This window comes from Rhizobiaceae bacterium (genome assembly GCA_023953845.1).
Taxonomy (GTDB): domain Bacteria; phylum Pseudomonadota; class Alphaproteobacteria; order Rhizobiales; family Rhizobiaceae; genus Arvimicrobium.
The window spans coordinates 1,109,112-1,135,056 of the sequence record JAMLJC010000001.1; the positions used below are offsets into that span (position 1 = coordinate 1,109,112).

The following is a 25,945-nucleotide window of genomic DNA, read 5'->3' on the forward strand; positions in this document are numbered from 1 at the left end:
AATTTCCGGCGCGGACTCATGGCCGCGACTGAAATTGATGATGTGGACGGCCCTCCGAACCCGTCGCGCGAGATGCTAAGATCATTCTGCGCAACTCAGAGAAGGAACCGTGTCATGACTTTCGAGAAGATCACTGTCGTCGGCCTGGATCTGGCCAAGAACGTGTTTCAAGTTCATGCTATCGATGACGTCGGCAATGTTATTGTCCGGCGGCAGCTTCGCCGAAATCAGCTCCTGCATTTCTTCGAGCAGTTGCCACCCTGCCTCGTCGGCATGGAAGCTTGTTCGACTTCACATTACTGGGCGAGGGAACTCGGTGCCTTGGGCTTCGATGTGAAGCTTATGCCTCCGGTATATGTAAAGCCGTATGTGAAGCGCGGGAAAAACGATGCAGCAGATGCCGAAGCGATTTGCGAGGCAGTCACCCGTCCAACCATGCGCTTCGTACCGGTGAAAAATTGCGAGCGTCAGGCTCTTCTTATGCAGCACAAGACCCGAGATCTTTTTGTGCGGCAGAGAACGGCTCTGATCAACGCACTCCGAGGCCATTTGGCCGAATTCGGTATCATCACGCCTCAAGGAAAGTTCGGGCTGAAAGCTGCTCTCGAAGCCTTACACGTCGCGAAAGACCATCTTCCTGAACCGTCGTGGCAACCCTTCAAGCACATTCAGATGCAGCTAGAAGAGCTGAGCAATAAGATCGCCGAGCTTGATCGCACCATAATGCAGTGGTGCCGGGACCAAGCTGCCGCTCGGAGGCTGATGACCATCCCAGGCGTCGGCTTTCTCACGGCGGCCGCAATCGCGGCTTCGGTTGGGAATGCCGAGGAATTCAAATCAGCGCGACAGTTCGCGGCTTGGCTTGGCTTAACGCCGCGACAAAATAGTAGTGGCGGAAAGGAGAGGCTAGGGCGGATCAGCAAGCAGGGCGATCGGACAATCCGACGATTGCTGGTAGTCGGCGCCACTGCCGTCATACGACGAGCGCGCATTGATGCTCCATCATTCCCGTGGATCGCGAAGCTCTTGCAGCGCAAACCGGCACGCATGGTGTCGGTAGCGATCGCCAACAAGACCGCCCGCGTCGCGTGGGCTCTTCTGAGAAGAGAGGAGACTTACCGGCACGCAGCCGTTTGAAGGAATCCGGCTCGGCAATCGTCGACCGGAGGAATGAAGGACTGAGTAATGATGGCGAACCGGTTGGACCGGGGATGGAGCAAAGCCTAGGTTCCCCCAGAGCCTTGAGCTCGACAAATTGATTGGCTCTCCATCCGCGGACTTCATCAGGGCCAGTGGCTACAATGCCACGATAAAAGGCCGGACACATGACTGAACCTGACCGATCCCATCGATACAGAGTCTTGCATTCCACGGGCCGTCCACACATGGGGGAACCGTTCGTCCTTGACGCCGGAACGGCAGGTGTAAACTTGGATGTCAGAAGAAGAGCCCCCGCGCCCAAAGGGCGCGGTCCTTGTCCGGCGGTGAGCCGGCCCGGGCAACATCGAACTCCTGGATGAATCCTTAGGAGAAGGAGATCGTCGAAATTCTGATGCAGATCGCGGTCTATGCAGGATTCCCCGCCGCGCTCAATGGGCTGTTCGCGGCGAAAGAGGTTTTTGCGAAGTAGGTGGCGGCGCTCACGCGCCACCCTTGCCAAACCGATAGACCGGGATGCCCATCTTGCGAGCCTTGTCGGCGAGATTGTCCTGAATGCCGGTGCCAGGGAAGATGATGACGCCGATCGGCAGGACGGCAAGCATTTGATCGTTGCGCTTGAAGGGCGCGGCCTTGGCGTGTTTCGTCCAGTCGGGTTTGAAGGCGATTTGCGGCACCTTGCGGATGTCGGCCCAGCGGGCGGCGATCTTCTCGGCGCCCTTGGGCGAACCGCCGTGCATCAGCACCATGTCGGGGTGCTTGGCGTGGATCTGGTCGAGCTTGGCCCAGATGAGCTTGTGGTCGGTGCTGTCACCGCCGGAGAAGGCGATCTTCGGTCCTGCGGGCACGAGCACCTCGGTCTCGGCGCGGCGCTTGGCGGCGATGAAGTCGCGGCTGTCGATCATCGCGGCGGTCATGTTGCGGTGGTTGACCTTGGAGCCGGTGCGCGGTTTCCAGCTCGACCCGGTGTGCTGCTCGAAGTGGTCGGCGGCCTGGTCGCGCATCAGCTCGAAGGCGTCGCGGCGTTCGATCAGGGTCTGGCCCTCGGCGGTGAGGCGTTCGAGTTCGCTCGCTTTGACCTCGCTGCCGTCCTGTTCGCGCTGGAGGCGGCGCTGCGCCTGCTCGTTGTCGTCCAATTCGCGGTCGATCCGGTCGGTGGCGCGGTGGAAGAGATTGACGGTCGACCACAGGAGATCGTCGAGGTCGGGTTCGAGGCGCGTGTCCTCCATCGTCGAGATCAGCGCGTCGAAGATGTCGGCGATGGCCCCGGCGACGCGATTGCCCTCGGGGAGCGGCCGGGGGTCGGGTTCGTCCGCGAAGGGACGGTAGCCGTAGAGCTGAAGCTCCTGCAGAACGTGGTCGGTCGGGGAAGAGGCGTGGTGGGGTTCGTAGTCGTCGTGCCCGCTCATGGGATGCTCCGTCGATTGGACCGCGACCATCGCGGCCTTCTGGCGACGAAAGCCCACGGGCGGAACGGCCCAGCACCCGGAGCAAGGCGAGAGGGCCGAAGCGCAGCGGAGGATGGCGAAGGCCGGCTATTTTGCTTCGCGATGGAAAGCGGCCCGCAGGGACGCGCCGGAACCGAAGGTCAGCGAAGCTAAAATAGCCGGGCGCAGCCATTGCCGGGACGGGCCGTTTGTGGGCCGATCGCCCTCTCGAAGGCCGTGGCGCGGTTCTTTTCGACGGATGAACGCATACCTGCGGGTATGATGACGGCGGTTCTCACCACCTTCCCGGCGCCGGCTACGCTGCCCGAGCCATGAAGCGGGCGACGTCCTGGGGGGCGAGTTGCACCCGGAGATTGGCCCGAAGCGCGTCGACGCCGAGCTGCCGGAGATCCTCGTTGAAGTCCCCTGATATCGGCGAGAGCGTGATCGCCTCGATCCCTGCCGCGTTCGCCCGTTCGATCAATGTCGCCATCGCGCCGTCGCCTGCGGGATCATTGTCGCGAATGATGTAGAGCCACCGTAGCGTGTCGGGGAACAGGATGGCCGCGAGGTGTGATGCGGATAATGCGGCCGCTGCCGCCATGCCGGGAATGATCTCACGCACTGACAGGACGCTTTCGATGCCTTCGCCCGCCGCCATCACGTCGCCGGGGATACCGAAGCGAACCGCGTGCCCGAGCAGGTCGCCCATCGCCTTGCGCGGCGTGTCGATCGGCGCCTTGTCGGAACCGTCTGGCGCGAGCCAGGTGCGGTGTGCGCCGGTGATCTGACCGGACAGATCGGTGACGGCGGCGATCAGCGCCGGCCACGTCTCGGTTGGGCTGTCGTCGTCGGGCCGATAATAGCAGCGCGGATGGAAGCGGAGGTTTCCGGTTCCGTGCAAAGCCGTGACGCCGCGTTTGCGCAAATACGTTTCCGCGATCGTGCCGCCGATCGGCTGCGACATGGCAAAAAGCCGCCGCGCCGCCTCGGACGAGCCGGTTTGCACTGGCGCCCTTGTGTGCATCCTCGGCGGCGGCTCCGGTTCAGGATGCGGCAGACTGAGGAACCGCCGGGCCTCCTCGGCGACATCGGCGAAGTCGACGAGACCGAGAGATTCGCGGATCACGTCGAGCAGGTCGCCATGCTCTCCCGTCGCGGCGTCGGTGAATTTGCCGGCCGGGCCTTTGGGCGAATCCTTCAACCGCACGAACATCGAGCGTCCCGGCGTATTGCGCACGTCGCCGACCTGCCAGTAGTTGCCTTGGCGGCGGCCGGCGTCGAGATAATGACGGCACACCGCCTCGGCCTGCCGGCCGAGACGCTGCGCCAGATCGGAAGCGTCGAGACGCGCCATCACGCCACCTCCCGATCCGAGATGCGCGCCACCGGGTAGGTATCGAGCAGTTTCGCCAGCACCGTGGGACCGGCGGCGTCGACGGGGACGAAGAAGCGCAGCTTCCACGAGATGATCTCGGTGAAGAGGCCATAGGCGCGCAGGCGCTCGCGCATCGCCTCGGTGAACCCCGAAAGTTCGATGCGATTGGCGCCCATGACGCGGACGCGGCGAAGCTGAAGACCTTCGGCGAGGTCGAGGATGGTCCGCCCGTCGATTAGCGCGGCATAGGCGTCATCGGCGGACAGACTGGAGACGCCGGATTCCGCTGCATTCGCCGCCCACGCGGGCGACACCCGCCGTCCGATGATGCGTTCGCCGTCATCGGTCTGGAGCCGATAGACCCGCGTCGACTCGTTCGGCAGGCGCTTCCAGACCGGCAGAAGCAGGCCGGCGACGATGTGCAGCGTGCTCTCGGTGAAGGCCGGCACGTCATCGAGTTCGCGCGTCCATGCCAGCGCGAAAGTATCTCGGTCGACTTCTTCCCAGTGGCTGTCAGCCATCATCTTGAACGAGGCGTGATGGTGCTCCATCGGCCGGATCAGCCGGACGCGACGTTCGATCTCGCCGTCGTCGAGCATCAGCGAGGGCGCCGGAACCTGCACCGCGGCGCGGCCCGATTTGGCGTTGACCAGTAGCTTGCCGTGATCGGCATCGACATAGGCCAGCGCATCGTCGAGCGTCATCGGCCGGTTGCGGCGCTTCTCGGCGATGGTGAGCAGCCGGGTTTCGGCGCCGGTCGTGGGATGCGTGTAGATCGTCTTGCGGTCGGTGACGGTGAAGCTTTCGGCCGTCAACGTCTCCAGCCCGACGTCATAGACGCCGCTGGCGATCGCGCCCTGCACCTTGGCGTCGAGCAATTGCTCGAAGGCGGTGAAGAGGATGCCCTGAAGCTCGATGGTCAGCGCCAACAGGCGATTGAGGAAGGTGGTGATCGGCGGCAACTCGTCCTTGACGCCATTGGTGTCCATCAACTTCAGGCCGGTCGCGCTCTCGAAGCGTTGAAGCGAGCAACCGTCGATCTTGCCGCGCACGATCAGCAGATAGAGCTGGCGTAGCGCATCGCGGGCGTATGGCGATTCCAGATTGTCCTCGGGCCGGAACAGGCCCTGGCCGCCGGTCTGCCGCTGTCCGCGCGTGATGGCGCCCAGCGTGTCCAGCCGCCGGGCGATGGTCGAGAGAAAACGCTTCTCCGCCTTCACGTCGGTAGCGATCGGTCGGAACAGCGGCGGCTGCGCCTGGTTGGTGCGGTTGGTGCGCCCCAGGCCCTGAATGGCGGCGTCGGCCTTCCAGCCCGGTTCGAGCAGGTAGTGGATGCGCAGACGCTGGTTCTTCGCCGACAGGTCCGCGTGATAGCTACGGCCCGTGCCGCCGGCGTCAGAGAAGACGAGGATGCGCTTTGCATCATCCATGAAGGCGGCGGTTTCGGCGAGATTGGCGGAGGGCGCGCGGTTCTCCACGGCAAGGCGGTCGCCGACGCCGCCCGCGCCGGACTTGCGCACGATACGGCGTGAGCGCCCCGTCACTTCGGCCACCATGTCGGTTCCGAACCGCTGTACGATCTGGTCGAGCGCGCCGGGCACGGGTGGCAGCGATGCAAGGCGCTCGATCAGCTCGTCGCGGCGGGCGACGGCTTCGCGGCTTTCGACGGGCTGGCCATCGCGGAAGACCGGCCGCGACGACAGATTGCCCTCGGCGTCGGTGAAGGGTTCATAGAGTTGGGTGGGGAAGCTGTGCGCCAGATAGTCGAGCACATATTCCCGAGGAGTGATGTCGACGCGGACGTCGTTCCATTCCTCGGTGGGGATGTCCGCCAAACGGCGCTCCATCAGCGCTTCGCCGGTCGAGACGATCTGAATGACGGCGGCATGGCCTTCCTCCATGTCGCGCTCAATGGAGCGGATCAGCGTCGGCGTCTTCATGCTGGTGAGGAGATGGCCGAAGAAGCGCTGCTTGGTCGACTCGAAGGCCGAGCGGGCAGCGGATTTGGCCTGCCGGTTCAGCGTGCCGTCGCTGCCGGTGATATTGGCGGCTTCCATCGCCGCGTCGAGATGATTGTGAATGATCGAGAACGCCCCGGCATAGGCGTCGTAGATGCGGCGCTGTTCATCGGTCAGCGCGTGCTCGACCAGCTCGTATTCCACGCCGTCATAGGAGAGCGAACGCGAGGTGTAGAGGCCGAGCGAACGCAGATCGCGCGCCAGCACCTCCATCGCCGCGACGCCGCCATCCTCGATGGCTTCGACGAACTCGGCACGGGTGGCGAAGGGAGTGACGACCGATGCCTGCAAGGCACAAATCGCTCCAGTGGAGCGATTTGAGGAAGGAACGCCCCGAGCCTCCGGCGAGGGGCCTGAGCCGCCCCACAGGCCGAGCCGTTGCGCATAGGCGAGATTGTGAACCGTGGTGGCGCCGGTCGCCGAGACATAGACGACGCGGGCGTCGGGCAGCGCATGTTGCAGGCGAAGGCCTGCGCGCCCCTGTTGCGAGGGGGCGACGTCGCCGCGTTCGCTTTTTCCGCCGCCGGCGTTCTGCATGGCATGGCTTTCGTCGAAAATGAGCACCCCGTCGAAATCGGAGCCCAACCAATCGACGATTTGCCGAACGCGCGAAACCTTCTCGCCACGCTCGTCGGAGCGCAGCGTGGCGTAGGTTGCAAATAGGACGCCTTCGGTGAGCACGATCGGCTTGCCCTGCGGGAAACGTGACAGCGGCGTCACCAGCAAACGCTCCATGCCGAGCGCCGACCAGTCGCGTTGCGCATCCTCGATCAGCTTGTCGGACTTGCTGATCCACACGGCCTTGCGGCGACCCTGCATCCAGTTGTCGAGGATGATGCCGGCGGACTGGCGGCCCTTGCCGGCGCCGGTGCCATCGCCGAGCATGAAGCCACGGCGGAATCGGACGGTGTTCGAGGCGTCGGCGGGCGCGGCGCTCACGCTGTCCCAGGTCTCATCGACCGTCCACGATCCGGCGAGATGGTCGCCATGCGCTTCGCCGGCATAGATGACGGTTTCGAGCTGGGCGTCGGAGAGCAGAGCCCGGATGTTTGTCGGCAGCATTGGCCGATAGCTCGGCTTGGGCGGCGCGACGCTCGCCATCGCCGCCGATTGCACCAGCTTGGTGGGGTGGCCCTGAGAACCGGGAATACGGATCGACTGCAATCCGTATTCCTCATAGATCGCCTCAGTCAGGTGCGCGCCCTCGGGCGGCGTCCAGTCCACGATGTCGTAGGCGAGCGGAATACCCTCGGGATCAACGACGCCGGAGGCAGTCGGGCGAGCCATCGTCGTGCGGGCGAGAGTGCCCCGCACCGTTTTCGGCGGAGCGGCGGAAATAGGCGCCGCATTGGCGGGCAGCGTGACAGGCAGGCGCGCGGACACATGCGTCCCGATCCAGTCGAGCAGCGTCGCGGCATCGGGCGCCATGCCTGGTGAGGCCGGGAACGTCGTCGGATCATCGGCGGGCAGCTTGTCGATAACCGTCAGGCGCGTCGGAAAGGTCGTCCCATGCTTGGCATAGACCGCGCCGGCGATGGCGGCGCTGAACACGATGCGTCCGCGCTCCTGCAAGCGGACGAAGGCGTCACGCCAGTCGGGCATATCGGGACCAACATTGGCGCCGGTGATGGCGACAAGTCGGCCGCCAGGCGCGAGCCGGTTCAGCGCTGAGGCGATATGGCGGAAGCCGGCGTCCTGCACGCGACCCGCGACATGCGCCATCGCCGAGAACGGCGGGTTCATCAGCACGACGCTGGGAACCGTGGCCAGATCGAGATGATCGTCGATCTGCGCCGCGTCGAAGCGGGTGACGGGAATGGCCGGAAAGAGGAAAGAAAGCAGGTCGGCGCGCGTGTCGGCCAGTTCGTTGAGGATCAGCGAACCGCCGGTTGTCGCCGCCAGGATGGCGAGCAGGCCCGTGCCGGCCGAGGGTTCCAGAACGCGGTCGGCAGGCGTGATCGCCGCCGCCGTCAGTGCGGCGAGGCCCAGCGGCAGCGGCGTCGAAAATTGCTGGAGCGCCTGGCTTTCCTCGGAGCGGCGGGTGTGCGTCGGCAGGAGGGCCAGCACCTTCCCCAGCACGGAAAGGCGTGCAGCCGGAGAAGCGGTTTTGCGGAACAGCGCTTTTCCGTATTTGCGCAGGAACAGGACGGTCGCGACCTCGCACGCCTCGTAGGCCGCTTTCCAATCCCAGGCGCCCGATGCGTCGGACGCGCCGAACGCGGTTTCCATCGCGCGGCGCAGGATCGCGACATCGATCTGTGCGCCGCGTTCGAGATGAGGAAGCAGCCGTTCGGCAGCGGCGAGAATCCCCGACGACGGGGCGAGCAGACGCGACGTGGCCGGCGCGGCGGCCACGGTAGACAGGATGTTCATGGGATGAAGCCTCGGAGAGCGGAACTGGACAAGCCCGCGCGCCGCTCTCTCTCGACCGCCCGGACTCACCCCGTCCCGGCGGCCCTCTCACTCTCAAAGACCGGACATGAGAAAAGCGCCCGACCGCGAGGTGGGCGCTTTTCAGAGGATCAGTTCCAGTGTTCGTCCAAGATCTCGCCGGCGACGAGCGCGCGGGCTTTGCGTATCAGATCATCGCCGCAGATCGCTATGTGGCCGAAGAACCTCGCATGGGCGCCGTGCTCCCAATCGGCATAGGCGCAATGTTCGAGTAGCAAAAAGCCTAACGCTCGCTGCCGCCAGGCGTCGGCAATAGCGCGTATATTCGACCCGTTGCGGGCCTCCCCGAAGTGCAGAAATCAAATTGTCTCTTGTAGCGCTTGGTCGCGCACTATTTCCACCGTAGCCATTGAAGCGTCAAGTCCTCATGCGATCTGTCGTCCTCCCAACTCAGCGTCAGCCAGTTAGTAGAAGTAGGATAAGAGATCAGAAACCGGCCTGGTCGATATTTTGCGTCACGCAGCCATGGATACTTATTTAAGTCGGCTTCTTCGAACAACAAAACGAAGCGAAGCCCCATGATATTAATTGCAAGAGCTTCGATTTCGTCATGCTCGTTTGTCAGGGGCTGGAACTGAAAGCGCAGCGTGTTCTCAGTCATGTCTCCCGTGTTCATAGTGCAGTACAAACCCGCACCACCCGACCAGTGCCGAGGGTCATCGAGCAGGTCAAGAAGCAAAGCATCACGAGAGAATGCCCCCGAAAGTCGTTCGCCGCCGCGTGCCAGATTCCGCGACACAGCCGCTGCTTTTGCCGTCTTCAACAGCCAGCGTTCGAGGTCATGCCCGGAGATAATTGCATGCCGTGAACCGTTATCGTGTTTGAGATACGACATGAGCGACGCGAAAAAGTAATGCGCCGCCGAATCGAGCGGGCTAAGTGAGCTGTTGTGCTTGGTACAAAGGCATTTCGCTTCTATCGGCGGGAGGATTTTCACTTCACCCGCTTCGAGCCATGGAACGCCAGAGATCGAAAAATCGCCGCCGTCCATCAATACATGGCAGACGGAGTTCGAGATTATATGTTCGCCGGAAATCGGCGCAACGCACGAACCCAGCTCCTTCATGTAGCATCGTTCGACGCGCCCGGTCGAAGGCAATGCACGTAGTCCAAGAACAGCAGGCGACTTGTGCCATCTGTTATTGTTGAAGCAACAAAGCCGCGCGGGTTTAGTTGAACCACACGGACATGGTCCGTTTAAAACCGCCTCTTCCTTTCGCTTTCGTTCGCCCATAACGTTGCTTTATACAGCAAAGCATGACTTCGTGTGCGTCAAAATTTCAGCCGCGTCAGGCTCCTGAAACGAAAAAGCCCGGTGCGAAGCCGGGCAAGTGTGGGTCTGGGGATGGCGGCGGAGAGCGGATTGCGCCGCTCCCCACCGGGATCGATCACTCGACGGCGATCATGGCGTCCTCGTCTTCCTCGACGTTGGCGGGCTCTTCCTCGTCGTCATCTTCGGCGAGGAAAGCAGGAAGCGCTTCATCGCCATCGGTCTGACCAACGGGCCCGACAGCCCCGTCGCCATCGGCGCCCTTGAGGCGCAGCGGCTCGGGCAGCCAGCCGGTATCAGCGAGCAAGCGTTCAGCCTCCTTGGCCATGTCGCCCTTCTTCATGTGGTCGATGAGCTGCGCGGCGCGCTCGCCGGCGCCTTCGCGAACGGCTTCGAGAATGCGCGCTTTGGTGACGCGGCCGAGATAATTGCCGACCGTCGGCCGCCATCCGACTTGCGCCATGTCGAGACCCGTCGCCCGCGCCAGCCGATCGGCCTGCGCCAGCCGGACCTTCAGCCCATGCTCGCTGACGCCAGAGCCGCTATAGGGGTTCGGCCGCTCATAGAGCGCGTTGACGCCATAGCTGACGCAATGGGCAAGCAGCTCCATGCGGTTGTCGTCGTCGAGCGCCACGAGCCAGCCCCACAGCGCCTCGTCATCGGCCGGAACATGATCGCCCCAGCGCTCATGCCGATCGGTGACGGCTTGCGCGGAGGCGCTATCCTTCAACTCCTCGGCCTGCGCCGTGAAGTGGATTGGCCGGACATTGGCCTCCAGCGCGCCCGTCGCCGGGCGATGCAGGAACGTGTCCGACACCAGCTTGTGCAGCAGTGCCGTCATGGCGACATGCGGATGGCTCGCCACGGCATCGCGCAAGGCAAGCGTGCGATGCGCCGTCAGCTCGGTGATGAGGCGTTCGGGCAGCGGCTTGATGCCGTCCTCCTCGTCATCCTCCGCCGCCGACGCGGGCTGGCCGCCGATGGTGATGACGGCGCGCTGGATGGCGAGCGTCGCCGGTTCGCTGGTTTCGGGATTGCTGACCTCCGGGCTATCGTCACCTTCCGGCTCGACAGGCCGTTCGTCCTCCGGGCGGACATAGCCGCGATCGACGACGAGCTTGCCGTTGGCGTCGAGGGTCACGAAGACGCCGGCGATGGTGATCTCGGTCGGATCGTAGCGCACCGGCCTGTTGTCGAGTTCCTTCAGTGCCGCCTCGATCTCGCCAAGGCGCTGATCGATCTCGTCCGGCAGTTCGTCGGCGCTGTCATATTCCTCGGACAGGCGATCAAATTCGGCCTGCAAGGCGTCGCGCGTCGCCTGTTCCGCCTCGCTCATGTCGAGCGGCGCGCCGGAAATCTCCCGCATTCCGTGGATGACGCCGTAGGGAATGCTGAGGGCGGCTTCGACCCATTTCCAGCCTTCGGCGGCGATCTCGTCGGCCGCCGCCTTCAGCTTCTCGGCGACCAGGCGATCGAGCAGGGCGGCATCCTGAAGCCAGCCTCCGTCGTCCGACTGGAAGAGGTCACGCAGCACGATGCCACCGGCCGCCTCGTAGGCGTCGATGCCGACGAACACGGCGCGCTTGTCGGAGGCGCGCACGGTGGTCTCGGTCAGCATCCGCCGGACCTGCCACGGCTCCTTCTGCCAGCCGGCGCTGATCGTCTCCCAGACCTGTTCCTGGCGGGCATGGTCAGCCGAGACGGTGAAGGCCATCAGCATTTCCAGCGTCATGCCGTCCTCGGCATAGATGTCGAGCAGCTTCGACGACACTGACGCGAGGCGCAGGCGCTGCTTCACCACGTTGACGCCGACGAAGAACGCTGCGGCGATCGCCTCCTCGGTCATGCCCTTGTCGCGCATGGCCTGAAACGCCCGGAACTGGTCGAGCGGATGGAGCGGGGCGCGGTCGATGTTCTCGACCAGCGAGATTTCGTCGATCAGAATGCCGCTTGCCGCATCGCTGACGACGCAGGGCACGGGCGCGGTCTTGGCGAGACGCTTCTGCTTGGCCAGCAGTTCGAGCGCCCGATAACGGCGGCCGCCCGCGGGCACCTCGAACATGCCGGTCTCCTGATCTTCGGCGCCGAGGACCGGCCTGACATGCAAGGACTGGATCAGGCCACGTCGGGCGATGGACTCGGCCAGCTCCTCGATCGACACGCCGGCCTTCACGCGCCGGACATTGGCTTGGGCGAGCATCAGCTTGTTAAAGGGGATGTCGCGCGACGACGACAGGGTGATCTTCTGAATGGCAGACGCCATGGTCTTTACTCCGCGACGGACGCCGAGAGCCTCTCTCTCGAACCAAAATCCGTCACGAAGCGAAGCGCCACCCTCTCACTCTTGGAGGGCAGCGCCACGGAATCAGACAAACGGAAAAGCACGGAAGCGCAAAGCCGGAGATGCGGACCTGGTGCCCAAAGAGCAAACAGACAGAAGATTAGATTGGGCGCGAAAAGCGGGCCTTGCTTGACCAGACTTCCTTTCGATGCTTTCTTTTGTGTGGATTTGCAGCTTGGTCAAGAAACTGGGCTTCGCACTTCTGGTAAGCGTCACCGCGTGGATGGCGTCACTTCCAAGTCTCACAGTGGATACCAAATTCACCGTGAAAATGGAGGTAAGTATGCAGGTACACGTAGATGCAAAGGTGCAAAGTGAAGCGGGCGTTCGTGTGAGTCCTTGGTGGTGAAGCTGATCCGCGCAAGTGACGGTGCTATGTAGTTATGGCTTGGATATTGACCTAGACGACGCCAGAGGGTTCGATTCCCTCGCTCACACCAAACTTCTTTGCTTTGCCCGCTTCTCCCCTTTGCTGCATCAAGCCGCTCGATCGAGCAGCTTCTTTGCCTTCGCCTCCATGTCGAGGCGGGCGTCCTGATGCGGCTTGTCGCGCGCGACGGCCGTGATGCCTTGCACGAAATCGAAGATGCTCTCGGGCGGACGGCCTTCCTCGGCCAGCACCGCGTCGATGATCTTGCCGGTCTCGGCCTTCGAGAAGCCGCGCCGGCGTAGAAAATCGCTGCGATCCTCGTCCGTGCGCGCCACGATCCGCTCGCGCGCCGCCTTGATGCCGTTGATGAAGGGCATGGGCGACGAGTTCGCGAAGTTGAGCAGCGCCGGCGCCGCCTCATGGGCAAAGCGCGAGGCGGCATATTTGCTGTGCCGGATGCTGATCTCCTCGAAATCCTCGACGCCCCACAGGTTTCGATTCTGGCAGACTGCGCGCAGATAGAAGCTCGCCATGCCGAGCGTCTTGGCACCGACCTCCGAGTTCCAGGCGTAGAAGCCCCGGAAGAACAGGTCGGGCGAGCCATCCGGCAGCTTGCCGGCCTCGATGGGGTTCAGGTCATCGACGAGGAACACGAACACATCGCGGTCGCTGGCATAGAGCGTCGTCGTGTCCTTCGAGATGTCGACACGCGGGTTGTAGATTCCCGTCGACCAGTCGAGCACGCCCGGCACTTTCCAGCGCGTATCGCCCGTGCCGTCGCCGGCGATGCGCTGCACCGCCTCGACCAGTTCGTGATCGTAGATGCGGCCATAATCCGGGCCGGTGACGGCGCGCAGTTCGACGCGGCTCCCTGAAACGCCATCGCCGGTTTCCAGCGTCTTGATCTGCTCGGCGCGGTTCGACGTCAGGCCGTATTGCAGATTGATGCCGGCGAGCGCCGCAGGAAGCTGGCGCAGATAGGCGGCAGGAGCGCCGACCTGGCTCGCCAACTGGCCGAAGCTCCAGTGCGTCGGAGCCACGGGCGCCTCGGCGCCGGGCAAGATCAGCGACAGCCGCTCAGGATCGGTGCGGCTCGCCTCGACATGGATCAGCGCCGTTTCCACCACGCGGGTCCGGCTACGTTCGGACCGATCGCGCACCGAGCGGGCCAGGTCGCCGAGTGACAGGAACCGCTCATCGTCGGGCCGCGAGAACCACTCCGACGACACCCGGCCGACGCGCTCGCCGCGCGTGACATCCACCTTGTAGCCGCCGCTGAGATCGCGGCGGGCATCGAGAACCTGCATGTTCATGGGAAAACCTTCCATGACGGGCGCCGAAAGCCTCTCTCTCGGCGCTCCACCCGTCACGGAAACTCGATCCGCACTCTCACTCTACAGGGGATGTTGCAGGATCTCCCCATAAAAACGGGCGCCAGCAACCCTGATACTGGCCCAGAAGAAGACTTCCACCAAATCCAGACGGGACAACTTCTGCAATTTCATGCCCAATTCAGCTTCCGGAAATTTAGATGCAGGTTTCTCCAAACAGTGCGGTGCTTTGTTCACCTACGAGCTTCTGAAATTCACCGTAGCACTTCGACAAATTAAGGCATTGCGTCTTCAATTCGCGCACTATGGTCTCCAGCTTGATTGGATCACTGCCTCCTACCCCGTAGAAGGGCTTTCCACTATTTCCAGATGGCAGTCGCTTCATCATCTGCGTTATCCCAAGTTCCACATGTGGGGTGAAGCGATGAGTATGCTTGCTGCGGAAATCGTCCGTTGCCGTTTTATAGTCCCGCGCGTCGACAGTATTGAGAGCCTTGATCAGTCTCTTCCAGGATCGCCAGGATTTAGCCAGTTTCGCGGCTATCCCTTCATGGATGTCCCAGTCTTCAGGAAGAGTCGCAAAATCGTCCGACCATTGTTCCCCTTGTTGCAGACAATTCGCCTGATGAGATAGATGTGCGATCGCAAAGTAAAACCTGGCTTTGATCGTGTAGGGGGCGAGAAGAGCCGTTGAGGCCAGGTCTTGCACGAATTCATGCAGCAGATCGTTTTTCCGGCGAAGATCCAGCCCTTCCAAGACCGGCTGCCATGCCTCTAACCGTGTTGTGAGATCGATCAGATGATTGATGCTGTTGGCCAGTTCTCGCGCAGCATCACCAGCCATAGTCCGGTAAACCATTTGCTGGAGGCCGAATCTCGCATTCAGATTAACGTTTTGTGGTGGTTTGAACCAATCATATTGCATAAGTGGCGTACATGGCGCGGTGTTGCGGAGCGCTGTCCGGTATTCAGAATATTTTGATGTGAGAAAAATATTTCTTGTATTCATCAAGAATTCTTTTTTTTCTTCGGTCTGCGTCTGCAAATCTGTGTGAAGGCAAGGACTTCAGAGCCGCTTAACGTTCATCTCTTCAGCATTTTTTCGATGGTGTACATAGGCATAACGAGCCGCATCGAATCCGGGAGGCGGACGAACCCATTGCCTTCATAGAAGGCGGCGGCGCGCTCATTGAACGCGTCAACGACCAGCATCGACGAACCGATGGTCGAGGCGGATGCGTAGGCGCGTTGCACGGCATCGGCGAGCAGGATCGCCCCCAGGCGCTCTCCTTGCCGTGCGCGCGACACCGCCAGACGGCCGACCAGCGTGGCGCTCACCAGCGGATAGCGCGGGATATGCTTGCGGGCGGCGGCGGGAACGTCACCCTGCGGCAGGCCCGTTGCGCAAAGCGAGTAATAGCCGAGCACTGTTCGGGGCTGCTCCGGCTCAATGAGGATGAAGATGCCGTTTGCCTTGCGCCGCACGTCTTGGCTCGCCTGCGTCCGCAAATAGCGGTCGAGGCTATCGACCCCGCAAGAGAAAGCATCGCGATCGTGATCGGCAGAAAGCGGCACGATCTGCAAATCCGGTTGGGAAGATGCCATTCTTACGGGGCGACCCGGCGCTTGTGGTCGGCGAGCGCACGCTGAAGACGATCGCTCGGCGCGGGCGGATTGATCAGGGCATTGAAGAAAGCCTCGCGATCACGGTCGGAAAGCACGAGCATTTCATGCTCGGTGATCGTCCGGCGAGCTGTCTCAGCGAGCGCCGTTACGCAGAAGTCGCTCACCTTGCGCTGCGACAGGTAAGCGGCACGCTCGATGAGATCCTTCGTCGCTTCGTCAACGCGGAATCCGAGCCGTTCAACCCGCCCTGGCGCGTCCCGGTGCAATCTGGTCTGTCTCTGTGGCATGAGTGATGGCCTGAGCAAGTTTTCATTCCTTCGAATATGTACGTCCATTTGACTAACAATGCAAGGCTAATTGCCGCCGGGGGCGGAGTGCAGTTTTTAGCCCTCTGCGATCACGCTGCCTGCCTGTCTTTCTGCCTGCTTGAAAATTCCGGCTTTGTCCTCTTCATCCAACAGGGAAGCGATTTCCTCGCAAGTGCGTGTGACGGCGAGTTTCAGTGCCTCGTCGATATGGACGTAGCCCTGGGTCACGCTTTGAGCGGCATGGCCAAGCAAAGCCCGGATCGTCAGTTCGGAGAAGCCGAGATCGCCGGCAACGCTGCCGAAGGTATGGCGTAGCGTATGCGGCGTGACACCCTCGATCCCGACGCTGGCGCAAAGCCTGAAGAGGCACGCCTTGGCTGACGTGAAATGCCCCTCGGTGATATCCGATGGGAAGACATATGGATTATTGCCCCGAACCGGTTGACTGGCGGCGAGCTCTGCAGCGGAAGGGCCGACCGCACGGATCTGCGCATCGCTCTTGGTGTCAGGGAAAGCCACGTAGCCAGCCTCGGTGTTGAGCCAACGGCGTTCCATGCCCTGACCCTCGGAAATGCGGAAACCTGTAAGCGCCAGGAAGCGGATGATGGCGAGGGCCACCGGGCTCTCGCCGCTGCGTTCCGCGTGTCGCATCGCGGTGCCAAGCTTCTTAAGCTCGGCCACGCTCAACCGGCGCTGCTTCTTCTTGCCGGCGAGTTTTCGTGCGCCGCGACTTGGATGGCTTTCGAGCTTGTCGAGACGGGCGGCATGGCCAAGGATGCTCTGGAGTGTTCCGACCGCGCGGGAGGCAACGCCGGGTCCGCCGGTCGTGACGCCGCCTCGACCTCCGCCTCGCGGCTTTGCCGTCTTGCCGGCCACGATATCCGACTGCATCCCCTCGATATCGGCCACTTTCAGCGTATGGGCGAGACGCTTGCCAAGGAGCGGCTTGATATGCGTCTCGATACGGCTCTTGTCCATGGCCAGCGTGGATTTCTTGATCGGTCGATTGCGGCGGCCGAGGATGCGGCCAGCCTCGGCCTCGATGAGATACCAATCGCAGAGATCGGCAACCGTGACCTGCCGATGAGGGTTCTCGTCGGTTTCTGCCGGGTCTTCACCGGCGGCGACGGCGCCGAGCTTGATCTTGGCTTCGTCGCGCGCGTTCTCGACGGTCATGACACCGAAGCGGCCGATATTGATGCGGCGGCTTTTACCCTCGGCGTTCCGGTACTGGATGATGAAGGTCTTGATGCTGGCCTTGGTCACGCGGACGCCGAAGCCCTTCAATTCTCCATCCCACAGGAATGCTTGCCCCGTAGCCGGCGCCTCCAGCGCATCCACGGCCTTTTTCGTCAGCTTGGCCATTTCGTTTCCTCGCTCTGCTTACACGGCTTGATAATAGCACCCGTGTAAGCAATATGTAAGCAGTGTAAGCGAAATTTTTGGCCTAGCATGGCGAATTGTGGCGAATGAGTAAGTCTATAAGTCAATGATTAATAGTATATTTTCGTATTTTTGGTGTCTGTGGCGTATGGTTGGCTTAATCTTGCCAAGGTTGGGGTCGAGGGTTCGAATCCCTTCGCCCGCTCCAGTTTTCCCAACCATTCGAAGCCGCGGGCGACGCGGCTTTTGTCGTTTCAGGCGGCTGAAATCGCAAGGCGCGGAAGCGGCTCAAAGGGCAGTGGTTATGGCGCGGTCACCGTTCGCGGATTCGACAGAGCGTGAAATCACAGCGTCGCTCAAATGAAAGGCAACGCTCGGTGGCCATCATTGGAGCTGGTCGCAGGTCAATCCTCCCAACGCTCCTGCCTCGCTCAGTTGCTTCTCGCATACATCGATATTTGCAGGGTTGGCTGGATCTCCCTCACAAAAGATCGCCTTCCTTTTATCGGCTAAATCGCCAACACACCAGAAGTCGGCTCGCTCGCCTTCCATTGGAGCGCACGAAGTATAACAAGTCTGGACTTCATTGAGACAAGCCGCCTGCTGCGTGTTTCGCGCGGTGGCACATGGTGACAGTTCGTCCTTCAGGCAAGTGAATTTGTCGGCGGGCGCAACGCCGCTGCATTTCTGGTTTCCGGCCGCCATGCACGCGTCATAGGTCTTGTAAAGGGCTGCTATGCAGGCTTGGCCCGGGCCTTCGCACTGTGTCCTGACGCACTGAACGCCGCCGTCTGCAGACGCGCTGCCTTCAGCGAGGCCAATGAGGCAGAAAGCTAGAAAGAGCGTCACGACGACGCGTCGCATGGCTCACTCCCAATACGAAGGCGCGAACAGCTTATCTATCTATCGTGGGTACGCAAGGACAACGGCGTCCCCAAGCTGCAAGGTGACCAATTGCGGAAACGACGCAGCGCGAAATCGCCGCTGGAGGACGCCGCAATGTAGGGGAAAGCTTCGTGGATGACGGCGAAGCTTCTTCGATGCGCACGCCGCAGAGCCCGTGCCTGAATCCGATAATATAGAGGGCTTGCTTTTGTTCTATTTTTGTTCTCATAATGAAGAATGCAGATGGCATTCAACTTCGGCGCCGTCGAAGAAATGACGTGGGTACGGGATCAGCTTCGGCCTCGCTATGGCGACTTCGGCCCTGTTCCCGTGCGAACGCCTATTGGTCAACTCGTGAACTCGTCGATCAGCGGTCGTACGCGCGATGAAATTTCATTGGCCGCCTATCGACGGCTCGTGGACGCCTATCGGGAATGGCCCGACCTCGCACGAGCATCGGCGGGCGATGTCCAGGCCATGATCGGCGACGTGACCTTTCCCGACGTCAAGGCGCGTCATCTGTGCGATGCGCTTCATGTCATAGCAGCGTATCAGCCGAGTTTCGACCTGACGTTTCTTGGCAGCCTGAGTGTTGCGAAAGCGCTCGCATGGCTGGAGCGCTTGCCCGGCGTCGGCCGAAAGGTCTCTGCGTCTACCCTCAACTTCAGCACGTTGAAAATGCCGGCGTTCGTCGTCGATACGCACATACTGAGGATACTGGGGCGATACGGATTCGTCCGAAGCAATGCTGATACACGAACCGCCTATGATGCGATAATGGCGACATTGGATGCGTGGAGCGCCGACGAACTGGCAGAACTTCACATATTGATGAAATGCCTTGGTCAGACCATCTGCCGCGCCGATCTTGCCTGTTGCCCTGATTGTCCGATCCGTCAGCGCTGCAAGGCCGCTATCTGTTCGGAAACCGGCCGGGCGGCGCAACGCGAACGCGGGAGTCATTTTCGTCCTGGTGGCCAACGGGATAAGCACCATCGAGCCCGCATGGCGGTCTCGCCGCGTCATCCCGAAATCGGCTCTGTTCAGTGACCGGGCGCATCGTCTTCGGCCGTGCCATCGTCCCGTTCGTAGGCCTTCAGCCATTCGACAACGCAGGCAAGCCTTGAGGCATCCATCTGGGCTCGAGCCAGGTGCTCCATCTGACGCAGCGCTACGCGAAGTGCGGCGCGTCCCTGCCTGCTTTGCGACGCTTCCCGATCGGCAGGCGGCTTTCCGCTGTCGATGGCGACGAGAACCCGCCGCTTCGTCTCCACGGCTTCTCGATCTCCGTAAGCTTCGAGAAGTTTCTGAAAACTTGCATGGAGCTCCGGGTCGAAATCCTTCTCCTCTCCCATCGGGCCGATGACGGGGTTGCCGGGGTGCAACGCTCCGAGCGGCATCAGGCCTTCGGGGATCGGAGTATTTGCGGAGTGAGTACGGCCGGTGCGCAGGAGTTTGGGCAGCACATGGGTGTGCGGTCCCGGCGGAGAAACGCCGCCGGTGTCGGGGCCTCCGATCTTTTGATAGACTTCGATGCGGCCGATATTGGTCAATGCCACCCGATGTGGATGGCTCGCAAGGATCGCTGGCATGGCGCAGTTGTCGTGATCGAACAAGGATCGTCCCAGATTCGAACGCAATTCGCCGAGCAGCTTCGGATCGCTTGTTCGTATGCAGAAATCGCACTGCGGCAGCGAAAGGCCCATATCGAAAAGAATGCCGGTTCGGTCGATCCCCCGGATGGCGCCGTCGTCGGGGCCGAGTTCGGTCAGCACGCTGCGGGCTTCGCGGCGCGCCCGCCGCTCGGGCAGGCAGAGCGCAACGCCCTGGCTCCAGCGATGGCGTTTCGGGCTCAGCGTCTCGTAGGCGACCGCCCGCACCTCCGCCAGCTTTCGGCGCTCGATCCTGATCGCGCCGCGCCTCGTTGCGCGCGTCAGCGCAAAGCTGTCGTCGATGACTGGCGTTTCTCCCTCGTCCTGATGGAACTCCGCGATGGCGCCGAACGTGCCCATGCTCCAGCCGCTCTGCCAGTCCGCCAGATGGAGGCGCAGCAAATGTTCGAGGTCAAGCATCGGAGCTTCCTTTCGCAACCTGGACCGAGAGATCGAGGGGGTGAACAAGGAGGTGTCCTTCCACATCGGCGATATGAGCGCTGATCCCATAGACAGTGCGCAGATGTTCCGAGGTCAGCACGGCGCGCGCCAGTCCGTCTTCGGCGATCCGGCCGGCGTCGAGAAGCACGAGCCGGGTGCACCAGCGCGCCGCGAGCCCGAGATCGTGAAGCGACGCGACGACGCTGCGGCCCTCGGCGGCAAGTGACCGGAACGTCCGCATCAGGCTGATCTGGTGCGCCGGGTCCAGTCCCGCGACAGGCTCGTCGGCGAGCAGCAGCGGCGTGTCCTGCGCCAGCGCGCGGGCAATCAGCACGCGCGCAAGCTCGCCGCCGGAAAGCTCAGTGACCTTGCGTCGGCGAAACTGCGCGACATCCATGCGCCGCATCGCGTCGTCCACTGCGGCCCGATCCTCGCGGGAGAGCGGCGAGAAGGGCGAGCGGTGCCGCGTCCGCCCGAGCGAAACGAGCGTGTCGACCGGCACGGCCCAGGCGACGTCCCGCTCCTGCGCAAGATAGGCGACGCGCGCCGCCCGTTCGGCAGCGGAGAGCCGGGCGGCATCGTCGTCTCCGAGCATGACGATCCCGCTGCGCGGCGACAATTGCAGGATCGCGCGCAGCAGGGTTGATTTGCCCGCGCCATTGGGGCCGATCAGCCCGATGAACTCACCCGGCCGCACATCGAACGAGACGCCCTTGAGCACCTCCGCGCCGCCGAGCGAAGCGCGCAGATCGTTGACGGAAAGCAGCGTCATGCCAGCCTGCTCCGCGTGCGATAGACCAGCCACAGGAAGAACGGCGCGCCGACGATCGCTGTCAGAACGCCGAGCTTGAGGTCACGCTCGGGCGCGATCAGGCGAACGAGGATGTCGGCGGTAAGGACGACGCAGGCTCCGCCCAGCGCGCTCGCGGCAAGCAGGCGCGACGGACGCGCGCCGACGAGCGGCCGCAGCAGATGCGGCACGACGAGGCCGACGAAGCCGATCGCTCCCGCGACGGCGGTCGCCGCGCCGACGGACGCGGCAGTGCCGAAGACCGCGAGGAACTGCACGCGCCGCATGTCCACGCCCATGCTCGCCGCCGTGTCGCCGCCCAGCGTCAGCGCATCGAGCGGACGCGCGAGCGCCGACAGCATGACCCAGCCAAGGATCATGAAGGGGCCGGCCAGCCAGACATGCAGCATCGAGCGGTCAGTGAGCGAGCCCAGCATCCAGAACATGATCTCCATCGCGGCGAACGGATTTGGCGAGAGGTTCAGCGCCAGCGAGGTCATCGCTCCGGCGAAACTCGATACAGCGACGCCGGCAAGGATGATCGTCAGCGTGCCGCCGCGCATTCCCGCCAGCGCCTGCACGACCACGACCGCCAGGAACGCTGCCGCCAGCGCGACCAGCGGCAGCGCCAGCGGAAAGACGGCGGTCAGTCCGGTGTAGATGGCGAGAACCGCGCCGAGCGACGCCGAGGGGCTGATGCCGATCAGGCCGGGCTCCGCCAGCGGATTGCGCAGGTAACCCTGCAAAGCCGCGCCGGACAGGCCCAGCGTCGCGCCGATCATCAGGCCGAGCACGGCGCGCGGCAGGCGCACCTCCTGCATGATGAGCGCGACCGCATCGGCCTTTTCGGAAAACAGAGCGCGAAGACTGTCGCCGAATGCGATCGCCGCCGGGCCGACGGTCAGCGACAGCACGAGGAGCAGGGCTGCCCCGGCGCCAAGCAGGGCCATCAGCACATGGTAGCGCCGGTCGTCGCTCACCGCCTCGCCTCCCCGTCGATCCCGCTTGCGCCGCGCTGCAGGATTCGCGCTGCCTCGGCGGTAAACGGCGCGCCGCAGAGCGTGTAAGGCGCCGGCACGGCAACGGAGGCGGTGCGCGCGGCAAGGGCGCGATAGGCAGGATGGGCGAGATTTTGCTCGGCAAGCGCCGGTGCGCCGTAGCGCGCTCCGTCGGTGACGAGCAGGTCCGGCTGCGCCATCACCAGCAGTTCGAGCGGCAACCGCGCCGTGCCCGACAGTCCGAGTTGGACCGCCATGTTGGTCAGGCCGGATGCCGCGATGATGGCGTCCACGAGCGTTCCGCTCCCGGAGGTGTAGCTGTTCGCGTAATAGGTCGCGACGGCGATATCCGGGCGCCTGCCCGCGTCGAGGGATGCAAGCCGGCGGTCGAGGTCCGCGATCAGCGCCTCGGCCCGCTCCCGGCGGTCGAGGATTTCCCCCATGCGGGCGAGGTTGGCGCGCACGTCTTCGAAGGAGTTTTCCGGCTCGAACTCCTCGACGCGCACGCCGAGCCGGCGCAGCAGCTCGACCGTCGCGCGCGTGGAGTAAGACCCGGCGAGGACGAGATCGGGCTGCATGAGGAACACTTCCTCCGCCAGCCCGTGATTGACGGCGTAGCGCCCTGCGTCGGCGGCAAGCACCGACGTTCCCGGATCGCTCGCGAGATAGGAAACCGAATGGAGCTGCCCCTCGCCCGCGATCAGCATCGCCATCTGGTCCGTGCAGGCGTTCATCGACACGACGCGTTTCGGCGCGGCCAAGGCCGTTCCGCCGACGGCCAGCGCCAGCAGGGACACGAACGCGATGCGAAGAGCGAAGGCAGGCATGCGTCAGAACGATCCCCTGATGCCGAGGAATGCGGTGCGTCCCTGCGTATTGTAGCCGAACACTTCCTCGTATCGCTCGTCGAAAAGATTCTCGACGCGCCCATAGGCCTCGAAATTGTCGTTGAACCTGAAGCTGCCGCCGATGTTCACGACCGTATAGGCATCAAGCGTCACCCGGGGCGGCAGGCTCGGCACGAAGGCCACGTCCTCCATCCGGCCGTTGAACACGGCCTCCCCGAAGACGCGCGCGCGGTTGTCGTAAAACACATAGGCCGCGCCGATCGATCCGGAATGCTCCGGCCGGCGCACCTCGGCCAGCCGCGGCCCTCCGGCGAAGGTCTGCTCCGTCGCGTCGGTATAGGTATAGGTCGCGTTGGCGCTGAAGCCGTTGAAGAGATCGAGCGTCGCCGAGATCTCGACGCCCTGGCGCTTGCTCTTGCCGTCGCGATTGACCGGCGAGGACAGGAAGTCCGGCGGTCCGCCGAAGACGGTCGCGATCTCGTTGGTGAGGTTCTGGTTGAAATAGGTCACGTCGAGGACGAGCCGCCGGTCAAAGAACCCCTGCTCGACGCCGATGTCCCACCCCAAACTCTTTTCCGGCACGAGGTCGGGATTGCCCGCGAAGGTCGAGGGGATGTAGCCGAACTGCTCGAAGAAGGTCGGATTGGTGACACCGGTGCCCACCGACGTATGCAGCCGCGTCTCGCTGCCGGGGATCTTCCACGCGCCGCTGAGGCTGTAGGTCGTCGCGTCGCCGAACCTGTCGTTGAAATCGCGGCGCACGCCGGCGTTCAGGTAGAACTGGTCGAGGAAGGCGCCCCGATATTCGCCGACGAGCGAATGGCTCTCGCGGCGGAACGTCTCGTCCAGATGCGACGGCGCGAAGGTCTCGCGCTCCCATTCGTAGCCGCCGGTGATCTGGTGCGTGGCCGCCAGAAAGCCCGGCGTATCGAACTGATAGCTCGCCTGATAGGTGCCGTTGAGACGGTCGCCGTCGTTCGAGGACAGCATGCCGTCGCTGAAATTCTCGCGATGGACGTCGCTGCCGGTGAAGCGGGCTTTTTGCGTCAGTGCGCCGTCGAGAGAGACGTAGGTCGCGCCGACCGAGCCGAAGAACTCCTGCGTGGAGGTCCAGTCGTCGCTGTCGATCACCAGCCCGTAATAGGGGCCTGGCGCATAGTCGGGCGCGCCGCCGCTGGAAAAATCCTGGCCGTCCACGTCGCTCTTGCGGTCGACATAGCGCAGCGTGCCGTCGACGGTGAAGTTCTCCGAGAGATCGACCGTGAACTTTCCGTTCAGCGTGGTGTTGCGATCGCCATCCTTCTCGTTGCCGAAATCGGAGATGTTGAACCCCTCTGTGCGGCGGAACGCGCCGGACAGCGCGACGTCATAGTTTTCCGCGCCGCCGGACAGCGCCACGCCGCCGAGGAAGGTGCCGTCCGTGCCGGCTTCGGTGCGGGCGTTGACACGAAACCCGTCGCGCTCGCCGCGCCTGGTGATGATGTTGACCACGCCGGCGGTGGCGTTGGAGCCCCAGAACGCGCTTTGCGGCCCACGCAAGACCTCGATACGGTCTATGTCTTCGACCAGCAGGCTGCCGAAGTCGAATTCGCCGGACGATGTCTCGCTGGCTTCCACGCCGTCGATCAGCACCAGCAGATGGTTCGCCTCGGCGCCGCGCACGCGCACCTGCGTCATGCCGCCGAAGGAACCCGTGCGCGACACGGCGAAGCCCGGCACCTGCCGCAGCGCGTCCGCCACATAGCGCACCTGATTGCGTTCGAGCTGCTCGCCGGTGATGACGGTAAAGGCCCGTCCCGACTTCTCCTGCTCGACCGGCGTCAGGCCCTCCGTGACCAATACCGGAGAAAGCTCGATCGTTCCGTCGTCGCGTGTCTCAGCGTCCTGCGCGCAGGCCGCACCGGTCATCGCCAGCGCCACGGTGCCGGCCCAAAAAATCTTCGTCTGCATTCCTGCCCCCAAACGGCATCGGCGGGACGACGGACGTCATCCCGTGGTTTCCTGAAAACCGCAGGCAGGCAGATTCGACGGGCAATCGACTTGCGACAGACATTACACCCTCGGCCGTCTCCGGCATGCGGCAACACTTCTCACGTGTCACCGCCACGGACGACCGCGCCTGACCACACCCCGTGGACAAGCATGGGTGACCGGAACAGGCAGGTCTCCTGACTTCCGCGTCATCGCCTTCTCCCGCCTTCCCGGAAGTCCGAGGACCGCCAGTGGCATCGTGGAAAAAGGCTCAACGGTTACAGTTGCGGGGGCAGCTGCGGCTTTGGCCGGTTCCGGCCTCACCGCATTCCCTTTTCATCCGCCTCTCGGCGGAACCAGTTCCGTCGTCACGTTAGGAAAATGCGCCGCCATTTGTCAATGCGCCGCGACGCGGCTCAAGGCGCTGCGACACTTATGGCCGGGCCTGCACAGGCAATCGATCCTCTTTCCGCACACCATTCACCCGCCGCCTTGAGGGTGGCCGCATAGACGCTGCTTCCAATAGCCTCGCCGACCGGGGTGTGCATCCCGGCAAAGGACTCGTGGTTCGGCCCATCCGGCGCACTGATGACAACGCAGTCCGTCCCGGTTCCCGTGACGATCTCCTGCTGGTCCGGTCGTCTGTATCCGACCTCAAGCAACGCTACCGTTCGCGCCTGGGTTGCGAGTGACAATGCCTCCAGCAGCGCCGCATCCGAAAGCGGAACGGACACGGCGCAAAGGATGTTGATCGTCCCGACGTTGCATGGATGCAGATCGGACCGAACCCGCTTGCCGACATGTTCGCCGTTATTGAGACCGAGCGTTACGACGCAGTCGGCGTTGACATGCTCCACACAACTCAATGCGCGTTCGTATCGCGACACATTGCGCGCCGTCATGAGGCCAACGGCCTCGCCGAGGCCACGCTGCATCAGCTTTCCGGCAAACCATGTCACGGGATCTGTTGTGTGTCGCAATTCCTCATTGCCGACCTCCAGCCACGCAACCTCGCGGGAACGGACAAAGCCTGGCCGACTGACGGCCCAACTCGCCATGGTCTGCATTTCGGTGAAGCGCGCCAGAAGCCACGGCCGTTCACAAGTGATCTGAAACAAAGGAACCCTCTCTTCTTACATCCACCACTTTGCCCCGAATCCGCGAGAATACACCACCGGTGCTCGCCTAGGACTGCGTTGGCCGCTGCATCCATCAAATCATTGCTGTGCTTCCAGCCGGGACGAATGTGGATGGACGTCGCCGCCTCCATTGGACAAGACGTGTGAACGCAGGATGCCG

The 25,945-nt window shown here is 63.0% G+C and carries 19 protein-coding genes, 1 pseudogene and 1 riboswitch; of the genes and pseudogenes, 3 read left to right on the forward strand and 17 right to left on the reverse strand.

Features of this window, described 5'->3' with window-relative positions; all coding sequences use genetic code 11:
* The first annotated feature begins 114 nt into the window (after positions 1–114).
* Positions 115–1,137 (forward strand): IS110 family transposase, encoded by a 1,023-nt coding sequence (locus tag M9955_05575; protein MCO5081114.1) that lies wholly within the window; start codon positions 115–117, stop codon positions 1,135–1,137.
* A 397-nt stretch (positions 1,138–1,534) separates the two neighbouring features.
* A pseudogene (locus tag M9955_05580) lies at positions 1,535–1,630 on the forward strand (carboxymuconolactone decarboxylase family protein).
* A gap of 10 nt (positions 1,631–1,640) precedes the next feature.
* Here M9955_05580 and M9955_05585 read toward each other — a convergent pair.
* The 11 genes from M9955_05585 to M9955_05635 all read right to left on the reverse strand — a co-directional run bounded on the left by M9955_05585 (position 1,641) and on the right by M9955_05635 (position 17,925).
* Positions 1,641–2,567 (reverse strand): DUF2493 domain-containing protein, encoded by a 927-nt coding sequence (locus M9955_05585; protein MCO5081115.1) that lies wholly within the window; start codon positions 2,565–2,567, stop codon positions 1,641–1,643.
* 334 nt (positions 2,568–2,901) lie between these two features.
* The gene (locus M9955_05590) at positions 2,902–3,942 is read right to left on the reverse strand and encodes a toprim domain-containing protein (protein ID MCO5081116.1); all 1,041 of its coding nucleotides are present in this window, start codon (positions 3,940–3,942) and stop codon (positions 2,902–2,904) included.
* Complete coding sequence (locus tag M9955_05595) at positions 3,942–8,354, reverse strand: strawberry notch family protein (GenBank protein MCO5081117.1); 4,413 nt, start codon at positions 8,352–8,354, stop codon at positions 3,942–3,944. The genes M9955_05590 and M9955_05595 overlap by 1 nt, the downstream gene beginning before the upstream one ends.
* Positions 8,355–8,763: 409 nt before the next feature.
* A complete protein-coding gene (locus M9955_05600; protein MCO5081118.1) occupies positions 8,764–9,498 on the reverse strand; it encodes a hypothetical protein in 735 nt (244 codons plus the stop codon).
* 322 nt (positions 9,499–9,820) lie between these two features.
* On the reverse strand, positions 9,821–11,965 hold the full coding sequence (locus M9955_05605; protein ID MCO5081119.1) for a ParB/RepB/Spo0J family partition protein: 2,145 nt from the start codon (positions 11,963–11,965) through the stop codon (positions 9,821–9,823).
* 555 nt (positions 11,966–12,520) lie between these two features.
* Positions 12,521–13,726: a DUF932 domain-containing protein gene (locus M9955_05610; GenBank protein MCO5081120.1), complete on the reverse strand. Its 1,206-nt coding sequence runs from the start codon at positions 13,724–13,726 to the stop codon at positions 12,521–12,523.
* A 214-nt stretch (positions 13,727–13,940) separates the two neighbouring features.
* Positions 13,941–14,753 (reverse strand): hypothetical protein, encoded by an 813-nt coding sequence (locus M9955_05615; protein MCO5081121.1) that lies wholly within the window; start codon positions 14,751–14,753, stop codon positions 13,941–13,943.
* A 74-nt stretch (positions 14,754–14,827) separates the two neighbouring features.
* On the reverse strand, positions 14,828–15,319 hold the full coding sequence (locus M9955_05620) for a GNAT family N-acetyltransferase (GenBank protein ID MCO5081122.1): 492 nt from the start codon (positions 15,317–15,319) through the stop codon (positions 14,828–14,830).
* 32 nt (positions 15,320–15,351) lie between these two features.
* A complete protein-coding gene (locus M9955_05625; GenBank protein MCO5081123.1) occupies positions 15,352–15,636 on the reverse strand; it encodes a DUF1778 domain-containing protein in 285 nt (94 codons plus the stop codon).
* Positions 15,637–15,753: 117 nt separating this feature from the next.
* Entirely contained in the window at positions 15,754–17,043 is a 1,290-nt protein-coding gene (locus M9955_05630; GenBank protein MCO5081124.1) for a site-specific integrase, read from the reverse strand.
* A gap of 402 nt (positions 17,044–17,445) precedes the next feature.
* Complete coding sequence (locus tag M9955_05635) at positions 17,446–17,925, reverse strand: hypothetical protein (protein MCO5081125.1); 480 nt, start codon at positions 17,923–17,925, stop codon at positions 17,446–17,448.
* A gap of 264 nt (positions 17,926–18,189) precedes the next feature.
* Here M9955_05635 and M9955_05640 point away from each other — a divergent pair, with 264 nt between their 5' ends.
* Positions 18,190–18,996 (forward strand): endonuclease, encoded by an 807-nt coding sequence (locus M9955_05640; GenBank protein ID MCO5081126.1) that lies wholly within the window; start codon positions 18,190–18,192, stop codon positions 18,994–18,996.
* Here M9955_05640 and M9955_05645 read toward each other — a convergent pair.
* The 6 genes from M9955_05645 to M9955_05670 all read right to left on the reverse strand — a co-directional run bounded on the left by M9955_05645 (position 18,990) and on the right by M9955_05670 (position 25,764).
* Positions 18,990–20,018, reverse strand: a complete 1,029-nt coding sequence (locus tag M9955_05645; GenBank protein ID MCO5081127.1) for a hypothetical protein — start codon at positions 20,016–20,018, stop codon at positions 18,990–18,992. The genes M9955_05640 and M9955_05645 overlap by 7 nt on opposite strands.
* The gene (locus M9955_05650; protein MCO5081128.1) at positions 20,011–20,811 is read right to left on the reverse strand and encodes an ABC transporter ATP-binding protein; all 801 of its coding nucleotides are present in this window, start codon (positions 20,809–20,811) and stop codon (positions 20,011–20,013) included. Before M9955_05650 ends, M9955_05645 begins: the two co-directional genes overlap by 8 nt.
* Positions 20,808–21,809: an iron ABC transporter permease gene (locus M9955_05655; GenBank protein MCO5081129.1), complete on the reverse strand. Its 1,002-nt coding sequence runs from the start codon at positions 21,807–21,809 to the stop codon at positions 20,808–20,810. Before M9955_05655 ends, M9955_05650 begins: the two co-directional genes overlap by 4 nt.
* Entirely contained in the window at positions 21,806–22,654 is an 849-nt protein-coding gene (locus tag M9955_05660) for an ABC transporter substrate-binding protein (GenBank protein ID MCO5081130.1), read from the reverse strand. Before M9955_05660 ends, M9955_05655 begins: the two co-directional genes overlap by 4 nt.
* A 3-nt stretch (positions 22,655–22,657) precedes the next feature.
* Positions 22,658–24,625 (reverse strand): TonB-dependent receptor, encoded by a 1,968-nt coding sequence (locus M9955_05665; protein ID MCO5081131.1) that lies wholly within the window; start codon positions 24,623–24,625, stop codon positions 22,658–22,660.
* A gap of 190 nt (positions 24,626–24,815) precedes the next feature.
* A riboswitch (cobalamin riboswitch) is annotated at positions 24,816–25,022 on the reverse strand.
* 40 nt (positions 25,023–25,062) lie between these two features.
* A complete protein-coding gene (locus M9955_05670; protein MCO5081132.1) occupies positions 25,063–25,764 on the reverse strand; it encodes an adenosylcobinamide amidohydrolase in 702 nt (233 codons plus the stop codon).
* Positions 25,765–25,945 lie beyond the last annotated feature (181 nt).